This window comes from Acidovorax sp. FG60 (assembly GCF_057808995.1).
This window is the reverse complement of record NZ_JBMDJC010000001.1, coordinates 350,781-365,933: the sequence shown is the minus strand read 5'-3', so window position 1 is coordinate 365,933 and position 15,153 is coordinate 350,781. Positions and strand designations below refer to the sequence as shown.

Below are 15,153 nucleotides of genomic sequence, written 5' to 3'. Positions count from 1 at the left end.
TTTTGCCATGAGCCTTGCCGTCCAGATCCGCCAGCACGGTGGTCCCGAAGAACTTCACATCGTTGACGTCACCGTGGGCGAGCCCGGCCCCGGCGAGATCCGCATCCGCCACCACGCCATCGGCCTGAACTTCATCGACGTGTACCACCGCACGGGGTTGTACCCCCTGAACATGCCCGCCACCATCGGCATGGAAGGCGCGGGCGTGGTCGAAGCCGTGGGCGAGGGCGTTGCGCACCTGAAGGTGGGCGACCGCGCTGCCTACGCCAGCCAGCCCCCCGGCGCTTATTGCGAAGTGCGGGTGATGCCCGCCAAGTGTGTGTGCAAGCTGCCCGATGCCATCAGCTTTGAGACGGGCGCGGCCATGATGCTCAAGGGCCTGACGGCGCAGTACCTGCTCAAGAAGACGCTGCCCGTGGAAGGCCTGCAGCCCGGCGACCATGTGCTGTTCCACGCCGCTGCGGGTGGGGTAGGCCTGATCGCCAGCCAGTGGGCCAAGGCGCTGGGACTGCAGCTCATCGGCACGGCAGGCACCGATGCCAAGTGCCAGCTGGCCCTGGCTAACGGCGCGGCGCACGCCATCAACTATCAAAAAGAAGATTTCGCAGCCCGGGTCAAAGAGATCACCGGCGGCAAGGGCGTGAAGGTGGTGTACGACTCGGTGGGCAAGGACACCTGGGACAAGTCACTCGACTGCCTGCGTCCCTTTGGCCTGATGGCCAGCTTCGGCAACGCCTCGGGCCCCGTGGCACCGTTTGCACCGGGTTCGCTGGGCGCCAAGGGCTCGCTCTACGTCACGCGCCAGACGCTGTTCACCCACATCGCCACGCGCGACAGCACGCAGGCCATGGCCGACGACCTGTTTGCCGTGGTGGCCAGTGGGCAGGTGAAGATCCACATCGACCAGCGCTACCCGCTGGCCGACGTGCAGCAGGCGCACCGCGACCTGGAAGCACGCAAGACCACGGGCTGCACCATCCTCACGCTGTGACAGCCTCCTACCCCGGCGCATCGTTCGACCAGTGGCTGGTGGGCGCGCGGCAACTGGCGCACCAGCCCGCCCGCCAGCCACGCCAACCCCTGCGGGTGGCGGGGCAGGTGGTAGGGTCGGTGGCGGAAGGATTTCTAAGCAAAATAAGCCTCCAGCGCTTATTGGATAAGCGCTACCAGCTATCAATGGGTGAGCATGGCGGCGCCCCTGCATGGAGTCTGCACCTGCCGCCCCAAGCGGCCTCTGATGCCAACGTCAACGCCACCACCGATGCCCTGAACACCCTGGCCGAAGCGCTGCGCGACGCCAACCTGTGTGGCCCGTGGCGCAACGAGCAACTGGCGGTGACCAACCCCAGCGGCGAAGTCGTGGGCACCGTGGAGCGGGGTGCCGTGCGTGTGCTGGGCATCACCACCTGCGCCGTGCACCTGGTGGGCCTGGCGCCCGATGGGCGCATGTGGGTGCAAAAGCGTTCGCTGAACAAACCCAACGACCCAGGCCTGTGGGACACGTTGATGGGCGGCATGATCTCGGCCGCCGACTCGTTGCCCCAAGCTCTGGTGCGCGAGACCTGGGAAGAAGCCGGGCTGCATGTGCACACCCTTGCCGGCGTGGCGCACGGTGGCCATGTGCTGTTCAGCCGCCCCAGCAGCGAGGGGGGCGGCGCGGGGTACATGGTCGAGCGCATCGACTGGTTCCGCGCCGTGGTGCCAGAGGGCATGGCGCCCGACAACCAGGACGGCGAGGTGGACGAGTTTGCACTGCTGCCCTTGGAAGAGGTGCGCGCGCAGGTTGCCCAGGGCCGGTTCACGCTGGAAGCCGGGCTGGTGATTGCGGGTTTCCTGGGGCTGTAAGCGGCGCTTTGGCCCCTGGCAGGCAGCCCAGACCCAACAGCGTGGCCTGCACCGCCGCGTCCAGCGGCGTGTGGGGCTCTTCGCCCAGCACGGCGCGCAGCGGGTCGTTGGCCATGCGCACCGGTTGCCTCCACAGGTAGCGCATCTCCCGCAGTTCGCGCAGCGTGGCCACAAACGGCGAGGCGAGTGTGACCAGCCACCACGGAAAGGCCCGCACGTGCGGGGCCGCACCACCATGTGCCACCACGGTGCGGCCAATCGCGGCGGCCATCTGCGTGCCGTCGGCGTCCCAGTGCCCGGACATGTGAAAGCGTGCAAACGCGGGCAGTGTGGCGCGGCGCTCCAGCAACTGCACCATGGTGCGCGCCACGTCGGGCAGGTATGACCATTGGTGGCCCACGCCGGGTGCGCCGGGCAGGTTCACCGCCTTCACGGGTTGGCCGGGCTTGACGAGGCCTTGCGAGAACCAGCTGTTGCCCACCTGGGGGCCAAAGTAGTCCCCCGCCCGCACGATGAGCACGCGGCAGGTGCCCGCGCGCAGCGGGTGGGGCTCGGTCGCCTGCTGCAGGCGCCGCTCCAGCTCCACGCGCACAGTGCCCTTGCGGGTGTGGGGGCGCTGCGGTGAGTCCTCGCGCAGCACCGGGAAGGCGTCGGGCCCGTAGTTGTAGATCGTGCCGGGCAGCACCACGGTGGCACCCACTGCGGTGGCCGCCGCAATGGTGTTGTCGATCATCGGCAGCACCAGCTCGCTCCAGCGCCGGTAGCCGGGCGGGTTGACCGCGTGCACGATCACGTCGCAGCCTGCGGCAGCGGCCACCACGTCCTCGCGCCGCATCGCGTCGCCGCGAATCCAGGCCATGCCGTCGCGTTGCTCCCCGGCCTGCGCCACGCCCCGGTGCAGTGCGCGCACCTGCCATCCCCGGTCGCGCAGCTGCCGCGCCACTTCGCCACCGATGCCCCCGGTCGCACCGAGAACCAGAACCGTGTTGCCTGTGTTTGCCATGTTTTGCTCCAAAAAAAGTGGTGATGGATGCAGTGTGGTCGTGGGTGTTGTGAAATGGAATTACCGAAAATCAGCGCATAGCTATACATTTATGTATGACACAACCTGCACACAAAGACATTGGCTGGGAGCTGTACCGCTCGTACCTGGGCGTGGTGCAAGAGGGATCGCTCTCGGGCGCAGCCCGCGCGCTGGGGGTGACACAACCCACGGTGGGGCGCCACATTGCGGCGCTGGAGCAGGCGCTGGGACTGGTGCTGTTCACCCGCTCGCAGCAGGGCCTGCTGCCGACCGAGGCGGCGCTGGCGCTGCGCCCCTACGCGCAAGCCATGGGCCACACCGCCGCTGCCCTGGTGCGCGCAGCCGACAGCCATGGCGGCGGCGTGCGGGGCACGGTGCGGGTGACGGCCAGCGAGGTGATCGGCGTGGAGGTGCTGCCGCCCATCCTGGCGCAACTGCAGGCCGAGCACCCGGCGCTGACGGTGGAACTGGTGCTCAGCAACCGCGTGCAGGACCTGCTGCAGCACGAGGCCGACATCGCCATCCGCATGACCGAGCCCCGCCAGGACGCGCTGATCGCCCGCCGCGTCGGCAGCATTCCCTTGGGACTGCACGCCCACCCCAGCTACCTGCAGGCGCACGGCGTGCCTGAGACGCTGGCCGACCTCGCGCACCACCGCCTGATTGGTTTTGACGCAGAAACGCCCTTTTTGCGCGCCGCGCAAAAGGCGGTGCCCGCGTGGCGGCGCGACCAGTTTGCAGTGCGCAGCGACAGCGATGTGGCGCAACTGGCTTTCATGCGCGCCGGGGGCGGCATTGGCGTTTGCCAGGTGGCACTGGCGCGCCGTAGCACCCCGGCGCTGGTGCATGTGTTGCCACAGCAGTTTGTGTACGGGCTGGAAACCTGGGTGGTGATGCACGAAGACCTGCGCGCCAGCCCGCGCTGCAAGGTCACGCTGGATGCGTTGTGGACGGGGCTGCAGCGCTACGTGGCGGACGTGGAGTGACGGCGAGACAACGCCGCACAGCGGCAGTGGTGAGGTGTTGCTATAAAAATAATAGCTTTTAGCGCTTATGGATAAAGCGCTAGAGACCAGAAAAGTCTTGAATTTCTGCTGAAGGCGCTGCTCAAGCCTGGTCCGCCATCGCCCGCAGCCGGCTGGGCGCCAGTGCTCCGGCCGATTCCAGAATCGGGTAGGCCACCGAGCACAGCAGCGAGTTGATGCGCTTGAGTTCGCTGATCAGGTCGATGTGCAGCGAACTGGTCTCGATGCTTTGCACCGTGTTGTCCGACAGGCGCGCCAGGTGGGTGGCGGAATACGCGTGTTCCAGGTCGCGAAAGCGGGCTTTTTCTTCGAGCAGCTTTTGCGCATCGCGCACGCTGCCGTTGAGGAACACGCTCATCGCCAGGCGCAGGTTGTCGATCAGGCGGGCGTGCAGTTCGTTGATTTCTTCCATGCCGGCCTCGGAGAACTGGCGACCCTTCTTGATCTTCTTGTCCTCGATGTCGATCAGCACGCGCTCGATGATGTCGCCGATCTGCTCCATGTTGATCGTGAAGCTGATGATGTCGGCCCAGCGGCGGCCCTCGCGTTCATCCAGGGCCTCGCGCGAGATCTTGGTCATGTAGTACTTGATGGCCGAGTACAGGCCGTCCACCTCGTCGTCCAGTTTGCGCAGGTCCTGCGCCAGCTGCAGGTCGTCGGTGCGGATCACCTTGTGCAGGCCCAGCAGCATGGATTCGACCACGTCGGCCTGGTGCAGGGCCTCGCGCGCGGCGCACGAAATGGCCAGCGAGGGCGTGGCCAGGGCAGAGGGGTCCAGATGCTGGGGTCGGGTGCCCGCAGCCTGCGCCTTTTCCTTCGGCAGCAGGCGTTGCACCACGCGCGCCACTGTGCCCGTCAGGCCGATGCAGATGATGCCCACCACCACGTTGAATGCCAGGTGGAACAGCACCACCAGTGCTGCGATTTCGGGCACGTAGGGGCGCACATGCTGCAGCCACAGCCCGGTGAGCGGGGTCATGATGATGACGCCAATGATCTTGAAGAACAGGTTGCCCAGTGGCACCTGGCGCGTTTGCACGTTGGCCTTCATCGTGGTCAGCACCGCCAGTACGCCGCTGCCGAGGTTGGCACCCAGCACCAGGCCCAGCGCCACGTCGGGCGGGATGCCGCCGGAGCCTGCCAGCGCGGCGGTGAGCAGCACGGTGGCGAGGCTCGAATACGCCACGATGGCCAGGATGGCGCCGGTGAAGATCTCCAGCAGCAGGTCGCTGGTCAGCGCCCCGAGCAGCGTACGCACCGTGGGTGACTGGGTGAGCACCGTGGTCGATTCGGTGATGAGGCGCAGCGCCAGCAGCATCAGCCCCAGGCCGATCAGCACCCTGCCCACTCGACCCACGGCCGTGTCCTTGCGCGAGATGAACAGCACCACACCCGCGAAGATGAACAGGGGCGACAGCCAGGACAAATCCATCGAGAACACCACCGCCATCACGCTCGTGCCCACGTCGGCGCCCAGCATCACGGCCAGCGCGGCGGGCAAGCCCACCAGGCCCTGGCCCACGAAGGAGGACACGATGAGCGCCGTGGCCGTGCTCGACTGCACCACGGCGGTCACCCCGATGCCCGACAGCACGGCCGTGAACCGGTTGCTGACGCTGTGCGCGATCAACTGGCGCAAATTGGCGCCAAAGACACGCAGGATGCCGGTGCGCACCAGGTGGGTGCCCCAGATCAGCAGCGACACCGCTGCCAACAGATTCAAGAGATGCTTCATGAAAAACCGTTGTTTCTTCTTCTTGTGTCCACCCAAACGAGCATGCGCCATGCACTGCGCAGACGCAAGCGTTAAAGCTGGCGCCCGTGCAGGGAAGCGGTTTCATTCATTTCTGTGCCCGTAGGCGGCGGCAGGCGGGGAGGCATGAGCCTGGCTGCTCGGCTTCCGGGATGAAGAGCGCGCGGAAAATACTGCGGCACCCGGACCATTTGTCACAAAATTGACATATAAGCATACTCCTGATTGAGGAGTTGTGCAGCGATGACCCTGTCACGGCTGGGTGCTCGGCGTTGGAGGTCTTGTCGCCAGGGCCCGTTTTTTCAGTCGATCAGCTGCCCGCCGTCATGAAACGGGTAGGGCCCCGCGTATTGGCCGCTGGCCACGGTGTGGCTGACCAGCCGCCCCCCCGCAGGCAGGGCGTGCAGCGCAAAGCCGGGCGGCTCCAGCATCCAGGCCGAGGCGGCGTTGGGCGCCAGGTCCAGCCGCACCTGGTGCGCGGGCGATGGCACGGTGGCCGCGATGGTGCCGCCAAACCGCACCTGGATGGCCCGGTGCAGGTGCCCGCAGATCACACGCTCCACCTGTGGGTGGCGGGCCACGATGGCTTCGAGCGCATCGGCGCCTTCGCGCAGGCCGATGTCGTCCATGTGGCCAATCAGCGTGCGAAACGGTGGGTGGTGCATGGCGATCACCACCGGGCGGCTGGTGTGGCGTGCCAGCTCTTCCTCCAGCCATTGCAGGCGCTCTGTGCACAGGCTGCCCTCGCTGGCGCCGGGCACCACGGTATCGAGCGCGATGAGCTGCATGCCGCCCACCGGCACGCTGTACTGGATGAAGCCCTCGGACCCCAGGTAGTGGTGCTGCGGAAAGCTCGCGCGCATCTGCTCGCGGCTGTCGTGGTTGCCGGGCAGCAGGTACACCGGCATGTTCAGCGGCGTGAGCAGGGCGCGCAGGTGCTCGTATTCGGCGGCGCGGCCAAAGTCTGTCAGGTCGCCAGTGATGACGGCGGCATGGGGCGCCTGCGGCAGCCGGTTCACGCTGGCCACGGCCTCGGCCAGATAGGGCGCGGTATTGATGCGGCCATAGGCCAGGCGGCCGGGCTCGCGGATGTGGGGGTCAGACAGTTGGAGCAGCAGTGTGGTGGTCATGGCTAAAAGGCGTGCAGGCGGGGTAGGGCTGGCTGGGTCAGTCGCTGGTTTCGTGGCAGGGCATGAGGCGCTCGGGGGCGATGCGCACGCCCACGGTGTCGCCCGTGCGGGCGGGGTGGTCGCGCGGCACATCGGCCATCAGCGGGGGCTGGTCGGCCAGGGTCAGAACCAGTTGCACGCGGTCGCCCAGAAAGCTGCGGCGCGTGACTTCGGCCTGACCCCAGCCAGTTTGAAGGGCCGACACCTCGATGTCTTCAGGCCGCACGAGCAAGGCCGTGTGGGCCTGCACGGCGGCAGGGCAGGGCAGAGGCAGCCCACCCAGCATCAACACGGCCTGGGCGCTTGCGGCGGCGTCCCGCTGGAGCCGGTTCACGCGGCCCAGAAACTGCGCCACAAAGGGGTGGGTGGGCGCGCGGTACAGCGTCTCGCCATCGCCCACCTGCACGATCTGGCCCGCGTGCATCACCGCCAGGCGGTCTGCAATGGCCAGGGCTTCCTGCTGGTCGTGGGTGACGTGGATGGCGGTGATGTGCAGGCGCCGCAGCAGGTCGGCCAGCTCGTCGCGCAGAGACTCCTTCAGTTTGGCATCCAGCGCGGTCAAGGGCTCGTCCAGCAGCAGCACGCGGGGGCGCACCGCCACGGCGCGGGCCAGGGCCACACGCTGGCGTTGCCCGCCGGAGAGTTCAGCGGGGCGCTTGTGCTCCAACCCTTGCAGGCGCACCAGGTCCACCAGCTCGCCCACGGTGCGGCGGCGCTCGGCCTCGGGCACGTTGCGGATCTTGAGGCCGTAGCCGATGTTGGCTGCCACCGTCATTTGCGGGAACAAGGCGTAGTGCTGGAACACCATGCCGATGCCACGCTGCTCGATGGGCAGGCGCGTCACGTCGGTGCCGCCAAAGGCAATGCGGCTGCCTTCATCGGGCGCCTCCAGCCCGGCAATCAGGCGCAGCAGTGTGGTCTTGCCGCAGCCCGATGGCCCCAGCAAGGCGACGACCTCGCCGGGCTCCACAGTGAGGTCGGTCGGCCGCAGGCCCCGCGTGCCATCAGGGTAGGTTTTGGCGCATTGGTTTATCTCCACGCGCGTGCGTTCAAGTTCCATGGTGTTTTTCGATCAGGGTGCCGACGGCCTGCAGGCCCCACAGCACGGGCAGGATGACGATAAGAAAGACCAGCGTGTAAGCGGAGCCGATTTCGATGCGCATGGACGCATAGCTGTCGGCCAGACCTACTGGCAGGGTGCGGGTCAGCGGGGTGTGCAGCATCCATGTGAGGTTGAATTCGCCCACCGACAGCGTGAACACCATCAGGCTGCCCGCCACGATGGCGGGCAACACGGTGGGCACCAGCACACCCAAAAAGCGCTGCCCGAAGCTGGCACCCAGCGAGCGTGCCGCTTCTTCAAGCGAGAGCAGTTCCTTGCGCTGGAATGCAGCGCCCACGGTGCGCACCATGAACGGCAGGGTGAACACCATGTGCCCCACCAGGATGAACGCAAAGCTGGTGCGAAAGCCTTGCAGCGTGCCGTAGGCCAGGATCAAGGCCAGCGCGCTGGCCAGGCCGGGCACGGCCACTGGCAAGGTCAGCAGTTCTTCAAACAGGCGTGCGGCGCGCGAGCGGCTGCGTGCCAGCGCATACGCGCAGGGAACGCCCAGCAGCAGGTTGCCCAGCACACACAGCAGCGCAAGGCCCAGCGACCAGCCCACGGTGCCACCGTACAGGTCCCACACCTCGTGCAGCCATCGTGTGGTGAGCCCGCTGGAAATGCCAGTGCTGTAGTTGTTGACGAGCCCCGCCATCACCGACAGCGCGATGGGGGCGAGCATGAACGCCGCCACCAGCGCCGTGAGCGCCAGCAGGGGGAAGGAGGCTTGTTGGGTCGTGCGCATGGTGGTGGTTACGCCCCGGCAGCCGGTGCCGGGCCCGCAACACGGCGGGACAGCCACAGCACCACCCAGGTGATGAGCCCCAGGGTGATCGACAGGCTGGCGGCCAGTGCGAAGTTGGCGTAGTTGGTGAACTCGTTGTAGATGGTGATGGGCAGCACCTCGAACTTGCTGGACAGCGTGAACGCGGTGCCAAACGCGCCCATGGCCGTGGCGAACACAATGGCCCCGCACGACAGCGTGGTGGGCGCGAGTTCGGGCACCCACACGTCGCGCACCACCCGCCAGCGCGGCGCGCCCAGCGAGCGGGCGGCTTCTTCCAGTGCCGCATCCATGGCCCCGGCCGCCGCTGTGTAGGTCGCAACGGCCCGTGGCAGCGAGAAGTACAGATAGGCCAGGAACAGCCCGGCCAGGCCGTAGGCAAACGTGATGCGGCCCAGGCCCAGCGCGTCCGTCAGGTCGGCCACCAAGCCTTGGCGGCCACCGAGCAAGATCATGAAAAACCCGATGATCACGCCTGGAAACGACAGCGGCAACGTCAGCAGCGACAGCAGCAGCTGCCGCCCTGTAAAACGGTGCCGCGCCAGCGTGATGCCCACGGCCGCGCCCAGCACGAGGGTGGCCAGCGTCACCGCCAGGGACAGCCCCAGTGTCTGCAGCAGGCTTTGAAGGTAGCGCGGGTGGGTGAGCACCACCAAGTAGGTCTCCCAGCCCTTGCTGACGGGCAGCGCAATCAGCTGCACGATGGGCAGCAGCCAGAACGCTGCAAAGAATGCCACGGCAGGTGCGGTACACGCCAGCAGCAGCGCGCGGGATGGAGCAAAGCTGTTGTGGCGCATGTGCATCTCTCCAGCTCGCCCCGGCTTACTGGGCTTCTTTCAGGTAGCGGTCCGAGAAGGCCTTTTGCACTGCGGCCATCTTGCTGTAGTCCACCGTTTTGGCGCGTGCGTATTCGCTGGCAGGCAGGAAGCGGGCCTGCACCTCCTTGGACATGGCGCTGGCGCGCACGGGGCGCAGGTAGGCATTGGCCCAAAGCGCCTGGCCTTCGTCCGACAACACAAAGTCCAGCACCTTCTTGCCGTTGTCGGCGTGCGGCGCGTTGGCCACCAGGCTCATCACGTAGGGCACCACCACCGTGCCTTCAGTGGGGATCACAAACTGCACATTGGCCTTGTCCTTGTACTTGGCGCGGTAGGCGTTGAAGTCGTAGTCCAGCAGGATCGCGATCTCGCCCGACAGTACACGGGCGTAAGACGTTTGCTTGGGAACGATGGGCTCGTTCTTCTGCAGCGCCTTGAAGTAGTCGATGCCAGGGCCGAAGTTGTCCAGCGTGCCGCCGCGCGCCTGGTTCACTGCCACAGCGCCCACATAGCCCACGAAGGCCGATGCCGGGTCCAGGTAGCCGATGAGGCCCTTGTAGTCGGGCTTGAGCAGGTCGGCCCAGGACTGCGGCACGGGCTTGCCCTTGAGTGCATCCACATTGACCATGAAGCCCAGGGTGCCCGAGTGGATGGTGAACCAGTGGCCTGCAGGGTCCTTCAGGCCATCGGGAATCTCGGCCCATGCAGCGGGCTTGTAGGCAGCCACCACGCCGTCCTTTTGCGCCTGGATGGCGAAGGTCACGCCCAGGTAGGTCACATCCGCCACGGGGCTGGCTTTTTCTGCCACCAGCTGGGCCAGCGATTGGCCGGAGTTCTTGTTGTCTGGTGGCACGGTGATGCCGGTCTTTGCCTTGATGGCCTTGATCTGGCTGCCCCAGTCGGCCCATTCGGGCGGGCAGTTGTAGCAGATGGCGTTTTGCGCCATGGCCGTGGCACCGGCTGCCAGGCCCCAAGCCAGCAACGTGGCGCGGGTGAAGTTTTTGAGGGTTGTTTTCATGGATCAGCTCCTTGGGTTCAGGTGAGGGGAGGAACAAGGGAAGAGGCGGGCGGTGCGCAGGACTCGCCAGCGCGGAACTGGTGCGCCAGCGTCAGACCCATGTCGGGCCCCAGCGGGCTGCCGCTGGCCACGGCCTGGGCCAGCAGCTCCACGCTGTGGCGGCCGATGTCGGCATTGGGTTGCACCACGGTGCTCAGTTGCGGAGTGAGGTCTTGCCCCAGCGCAATGCCGTCGAAGCCCACCACGCTCAGGTCGCGCGGCACCGCCAGGCCCGCCAGGTGCGCGGCGCGGATGCTGCGGATGGCCAGCAGGTCGTTGGAACACACCAGGGCCGTGGGGCGGACTTGGCTGTTCAGGGCTTCGCCCAACACCTCTGGCGCAGCGGCCACGAAGGGCACCTGCAACACAGGCTGGGCCCGCAGGCCTGCCTGCTCCATGCCGCGCGCGTAGCCCCGGCAGCGTTGTTGCGCGCGGTCAGAGGCGCTGAGCAGCCCGCTGACCATGGCGATGCGGCGGTGCCCCAGCGTGGCCAGATGGGTCACCACGTCGGCCACAGCCAGCTCGCTGTTCACCGATACGCAGGGGTGATCGGGGTGGTGGTTGTAGGCCAGCACATAGGGCAGACCCACCTCGGCCAGCCGCTGCAGTGCGGTGGAGGTGGCGGGGTTCGAAACCACCAGGATCATCCCGTCCACGTTGCCCGCCAGCAGCAGGTTCACGGCGCGGTCTTCCTGGTCCAGGCGGTAGTCGGTGGTGAACGGCGAGATGGCGTAGCCACCCGCTACGGCGGCCTGGGCAATGCCTTCCAGGCATTCGGCAAACACGGGGTTGGTGAGCGTGGGCAACACCACGCCCAGCACGCGGCTGCGCTGGGTGCGCAAGGTGCGCGCGCTGGCGTTGGGCAGATAGCCCAGGGTGCGGGCGATGTGCTCCACATGCTCGCGCGTGGCCGGGGCCACTTTGTCAGGCACGTTGAAAACACGCGACACGGTGGCAACCGACACACCGGCCTCGCGGGCGACTTCCAGAATGCTCATGGCAGTTTGGTGCAATACATTTGATGTAAACGTTTACATTGCAACCGCTGACCGTGACATGCGCATGACACGGCATGCGACAAGAGCAACTGGCGCTACAAAGCAAACAGCCCGCGCGAGGCGGGCTGTTGCAAGGCTTGCAGGGGGATGCCGGTGGCGTCAGCGCTCGCGCCGCACGCGAAGCAGCTCATCCAGAATGAGACACGCTGCCCCCAGCGTGATGGCCGAGTCCGCCACGTTGAACGCCGGAAAGTGCCAGCCGCTCACATGGAAGTCCAGAAAGTCCACGACATAGCCGTGCATCAGCCGGTCCACCACATTGCCCACCGCGCCGCCCAGAATGCTCGACAGCGCAAAGCCGAAGAGCTTTTGCCCCGGGTGGGCACGCAGCTGCCACACGATGAAGATCGTGGCTGCCACGCCGATGCCGGTGAACAGCCACCGTTGCCAGCCCCCCGCGTCCGACAGGAACGAAAACGCAGCACCCGTGTTGTGCGCCCGCACGATGTTGAAGAAGCTGGTGATGAACGTGGAATCGCCCAACTGGTAGTGGTTGAGGATCAGGGTCTTTGTGATCTGGTCGACCACCACAAGCACCACAGCCCAGGCCAGCCAGGGCCACATGCTCGCGCCGGAACGCCCGGCCTGCAATGTGCGGTCCATCAGGCGTGCTCCCGGCTCTCGCCGTCGCCGTAGAGGTTGCTGGTGCAGCGGCCGCAGATCGTCGGGTGGGCGGCGTCCTGCCCTACATCGCTGCGGTAGTGCCAGCAGCGCTCGCATTTGGCATCAGAACTGGGCTTGACGCTTATCTGTAATGCGCTACCAGCTACCAATTCGATAGCGGATGTGATGAACACGAACTTGAGGTCATCGCCCAGGCTGGCCAGCAGCGCATGGTCTTCGGGCGCCGCCGTGAGGGTAACGGTGGCCTGCAGGGACGAGCCCACCTTGCCATCGGCGCGCAGCGCTTCGATCTCCTTGTTCACCGCGTCGCGGATCTCGCGGATGCGCGCCCACTTGGCCAACAGGCCTTCGTCGGCACCGGCACCCACGCCTGCCACGTTGCCGTAAGTCTCCAGGAAGATGGAGTCGGAGTTGCCAAACACCTTCCACGCCTCTTCGGCCGTGAACGACAAAAACGGCGCCATCCAGCGCAGCATGGCGTGCGTGATGTTGTAGAGCGCGGTCTGCGCGCTGCGGCGGGCCAGGCTCTTGGGTGCTGTGGTGTACAAGCGGTCCTTGAGTACGTCCAGGTAGAACCCGCCCAGGTCTTCCGAGCAGTACAGCTGCAGCTTGGCGACCACGGGGTGGAACTCATACACCTTGTAGTGCGCCAGCACCTCGGCCTGGAACTCGGATGCGCGGGTGAGCGCGTAGCGGTCGATCTCCAGCATCTGGTCGAACGGCACGGCGTCCTTGGCCGGGTCGAAATCGCTCACGTTGGCCAGCAGGAAGCGCAGTGTGTTGCGGATGCGGCGGTAGGCGTCCACCACACGCGCCAGGATCTTCTCGTCGCCCGCGATGTCGCCCGAGTAGTCGCTGGCGGCCACCCACAGGCGGATGATCTCGGCGCCCAGTTTCTTGTTGATCTCCTGCGGGTCGATGCCGTTGCCCAGCGACTTGCTCATCTTGCGGCCCTGGCTGTCCACGGTGAAGCCATGGGTCAGCAGGCCGCGATAGGGCGCGCGGCCTTCCAGCGCCGATGCCAGCAGCAGCGAACTGTGGAACCAGCCGCGGTGCTGGTCATGGCCTTCCAGGTACAGGTCGGCCTCGGGGCCCGTGTCGTGGTGCACCTCGGGGTGCGTGCCGCGCAGCACATGGCTGAAGGTGGAGCCGGAGTCGAACCACACTTCGAGGATGTCGGTGCTCTTGGTGTAGTGGGGCGCGTCAGCCGCACCCAGGATTTCTTCGGTCGTCACGCGGCTCCAGGCCTCGATGCCGTCCTTTTCGACGATGTCAGCGGCCTGGTCCATGATTTCCATGGTGCGCGGGTGCAGCTCGCCCGAATCCTTGTGCAGGAAGAACGGGATGGGCACGCCCCAGCTGCGCTGGCGCGAGATGCACCAGTCGGGCCGCCCGGCGATCATGTCGTGCAGGCGGGCCTTGCCGTTCTCGGGGTAGAAACTGGTGTGCTCGATCGCGTCGAGCGCGATCTGGCGCAGCGTCTTGGCGGGCTTCATGCCGGGCTTCGTGAACACGCCTTCGCCCTCGTCCATGCGCACGAACCACTGGGCCGCCGCGCGGTAGATCACCGGCGTCTTGTGGCGCCAGCAGTGCGGGTAGCTGTGTGTGATGTCCTTGGTGGTCATCAGGCGGCCTGCGTTGCGCAAGGCTTCGATGATCACGGGCACGGCCTTCCAGATGTGCTGGCCGCCGAACAGCGGGAAGTCGGTCGCGTAGGTGCCGTTGCCCTGCACGGGGTTCAGGATGTCGTCGAGCGCCATGCCATGCGCGCGGCAGGAGTTGAAGTCTTCCAGACCATAGGCGGGCGAGGAGTGCACGATACCCGTGCCGTCGTCGGCCGTGGCGTAGTCGGCCAGGTACACGGGCGAAAGGCGGCGGTAGCCAAAGCTGCCGTCTTCGCTGGCCACGTCGTACAGCGGATGTTGGAATTCGAGGCCGCCCAGGTTCTTGCCCAGGGTGGTGGCCAGCACGCTGCCGGTGAGGCCGTAGCGCTCCAGGCACGAGGCCACCAGCGGCTCGGCCACGAGCAGGATGCGCTCGCCCGTGTCCACCAGCGCGTAGCTGATCTCGGGGTTGAGGTTCAGCGCCTGGTTGGCAGGGATGGTCCAGGCGGTGGTGGTCCAGATGACCACAAACGCGTCCTTGGCCAGTGCGGGCAGCCCGAAGGCGGCGGCGAGCTTGGCAGGCTCATGCGATTTGAAGGCCACGTCCAGCGTGGTGCTCTTCTTGTCCTGGTATTCGATTTCGAACTCGGCCAGCGACGAGCCGCAGTCAAAACACCAGTACACGGGCTTGAGGCCGCGATACACAAAGCCGCGCTCCATCACGCGCTTGAAGGCGCGGATTTCGCCCGCCTCGTTGGCGGGGTTCATGGTCTTGTAGGGGTTGTCCCATTCGCCCAGCACGCCCAGGCGCTTGAAGTCCACCATCTGCTGCGCGATCTGCTCGGTGGCAAACGCGCGGCTCTTGGCCTGCATGTCGTCGCGGCTCAGGTTGCGGCCGTGTTTCTTCTCGATGGCGTTCTCGATCGGCAGGCCGTGGCAGTCCCAGCCAGGCACGTACAGCGCGTCAAAGCCTTCGAGCTGGCGCGCTTTGGTGATCATGTCCTTCAGGATCTTGTTGACCGCATGACCCATGTGGATCTGGCCGTTGGCGTAGGGCGGGCCGTCGTGCAGGATGAACTTGGGCGCACCCCGACGGGCATCCCGCAGGCGCTTGTAGATGCCTTGGTCTTCCCAGTCCTTGACCCAGCCCGGCTCGCGCTTGGGCAGGTCGCCACGCATGGGGAAGGAGGTGTCGGGCAGGTTGAGGGTGCTGCGGTAATCCGTGGAAGGAGTGCTGGCGTTGTCGTCGGACATGAGGGAGCCTTAAAAACGGGGCATTCCGGGGCAAGG

The 15,153-nt window shown here is 66.3% G+C and carries 13 protein-coding genes; 3 read left to right on the top strand and 10 right to left on the bottom strand.

The genetic code is table 11. The features are described 5' to 3' along the window. Positions 1-7: 7 nt before the first annotated feature. Positions 8-991 (top strand): quinone oxidoreductase family protein, encoded by a 984-nt coding sequence (locus tag ACODS0_RS01660; RefSeq protein WP_488832296.1) that lies wholly within the window; start codon positions 8-10, stop codon positions 989-991. Next, positions 988-1,845 (top strand): NUDIX hydrolase, encoded by an 858-nt coding sequence (locus tag ACODS0_RS01655; RefSeq protein ID WP_488832294.1) that lies wholly within the window; start codon positions 988-990, stop codon positions 1,843-1,845. Before ACODS0_RS01660 ends, ACODS0_RS01655 begins: the two co-directional genes overlap by 4 nt. On the opposite strand, the gene ACODS0_RS01650 is transcribed toward ACODS0_RS01655, so the two are convergent. Continuing rightward, positions 1,799-2,848: an NAD(P)H-binding protein gene (locus ACODS0_RS01650; protein ID WP_488832292.1), complete on the bottom strand. Its 1,050-nt coding sequence runs from the start codon at positions 2,846-2,848 to the stop codon at positions 1,799-1,801. The genes ACODS0_RS01655 and ACODS0_RS01650 overlap by 47 nt on opposite strands. Positions 2,849-2,943: 95 nt before the next feature. On the opposite strand from ACODS0_RS01650, the gene ACODS0_RS01645 reads away from it, so the two are divergent. Continuing rightward, positions 2,944-3,855, top strand: a complete 912-nt coding sequence (locus ACODS0_RS01645; protein WP_218300458.1) for a LysR family transcriptional regulator — start codon at positions 2,944-2,946, stop codon at positions 3,853-3,855. A 121-nt stretch (positions 3,856-3,976) separates the two neighbouring features. Here the strand turns inward: ACODS0_RS01645 and ACODS0_RS01640 are convergent, their stop codons facing one another. The 9 genes from ACODS0_RS01640 to ileS all read right to left on the bottom strand — a co-directional run bounded on the left by ACODS0_RS01640 (position 3,977) and on the right by ileS (position 15,117). Further along, positions 3,977-5,629 (bottom strand): Na/Pi cotransporter family protein, encoded by a 1,653-nt coding sequence (locus ACODS0_RS01640; protein ID WP_121422825.1) that lies wholly within the window; start codon positions 5,627-5,629, stop codon positions 3,977-3,979. A 320-nt stretch (positions 5,630-5,949) separates the two neighbouring features. Next, positions 5,950-6,777 (bottom strand): phosphodiesterase, encoded by an 828-nt coding sequence (locus tag ACODS0_RS01635; RefSeq protein ID WP_218300459.1) that lies wholly within the window; start codon positions 6,775-6,777, stop codon positions 5,950-5,952. A 37-nt stretch (positions 6,778-6,814) separates the two neighbouring features. Continuing rightward, positions 6,815-7,876: an ABC transporter ATP-binding protein gene (locus ACODS0_RS01630; RefSeq protein WP_487256302.1), complete on the bottom strand. Its 1,062-nt coding sequence runs from the start codon at positions 7,874-7,876 to the stop codon at positions 6,815-6,817. After that, positions 7,866-8,663, bottom strand: coding sequence for an ABC transporter permease (locus ACODS0_RS01625; RefSeq protein WP_488832288.1), 798 nt, complete (start codon positions 8,661-8,663; stop codon positions 7,866-7,868). The genes ACODS0_RS01630 and ACODS0_RS01625 overlap by 11 nt, the downstream gene beginning before the upstream one ends. An 8-nt stretch (positions 8,664-8,671) precedes the next feature. Further along, entirely contained in the window at positions 8,672-9,505 is an 834-nt protein-coding gene (locus tag ACODS0_RS01620; RefSeq protein ID WP_488832286.1) for an ABC transporter permease, read from the bottom strand. Between the two features lie 19 nt (positions 9,506-9,524). Beyond that, on the bottom strand, positions 9,525-10,538 hold the full coding sequence (locus tag ACODS0_RS01615; RefSeq protein ID WP_306554223.1) for an ABC transporter substrate-binding protein: 1,014 nt from the start codon (positions 10,536-10,538) through the stop codon (positions 9,525-9,527). A gap of 17 nt (positions 10,539-10,555) precedes the next feature. Further along, positions 10,556-11,575, bottom strand: a complete 1,020-nt coding sequence (locus tag ACODS0_RS01610) for a LacI family DNA-binding transcriptional regulator (RefSeq protein WP_488832284.1) — start codon at positions 11,573-11,575, stop codon at positions 10,556-10,558. 159 nt (positions 11,576-11,734) lie between these two features. Continuing rightward, a complete protein-coding gene (gene lspA / locus ACODS0_RS01605; protein ID WP_121420870.1) occupies positions 11,735-12,238 on the bottom strand; it encodes a signal peptidase II in 504 nt (167 codons plus the stop codon). Then, positions 12,238-15,117: an isoleucine--tRNA ligase gene (ileS, locus tag ACODS0_RS01600; RefSeq protein ID WP_488832281.1), complete on the bottom strand. Its 2,880-nt coding sequence runs from the start codon at positions 15,115-15,117 to the stop codon at positions 12,238-12,240. Before ileS ends, lspA begins: the two co-directional genes overlap by 1 nt. Positions 15,118-15,153: the final 36 nt, after the last annotated feature.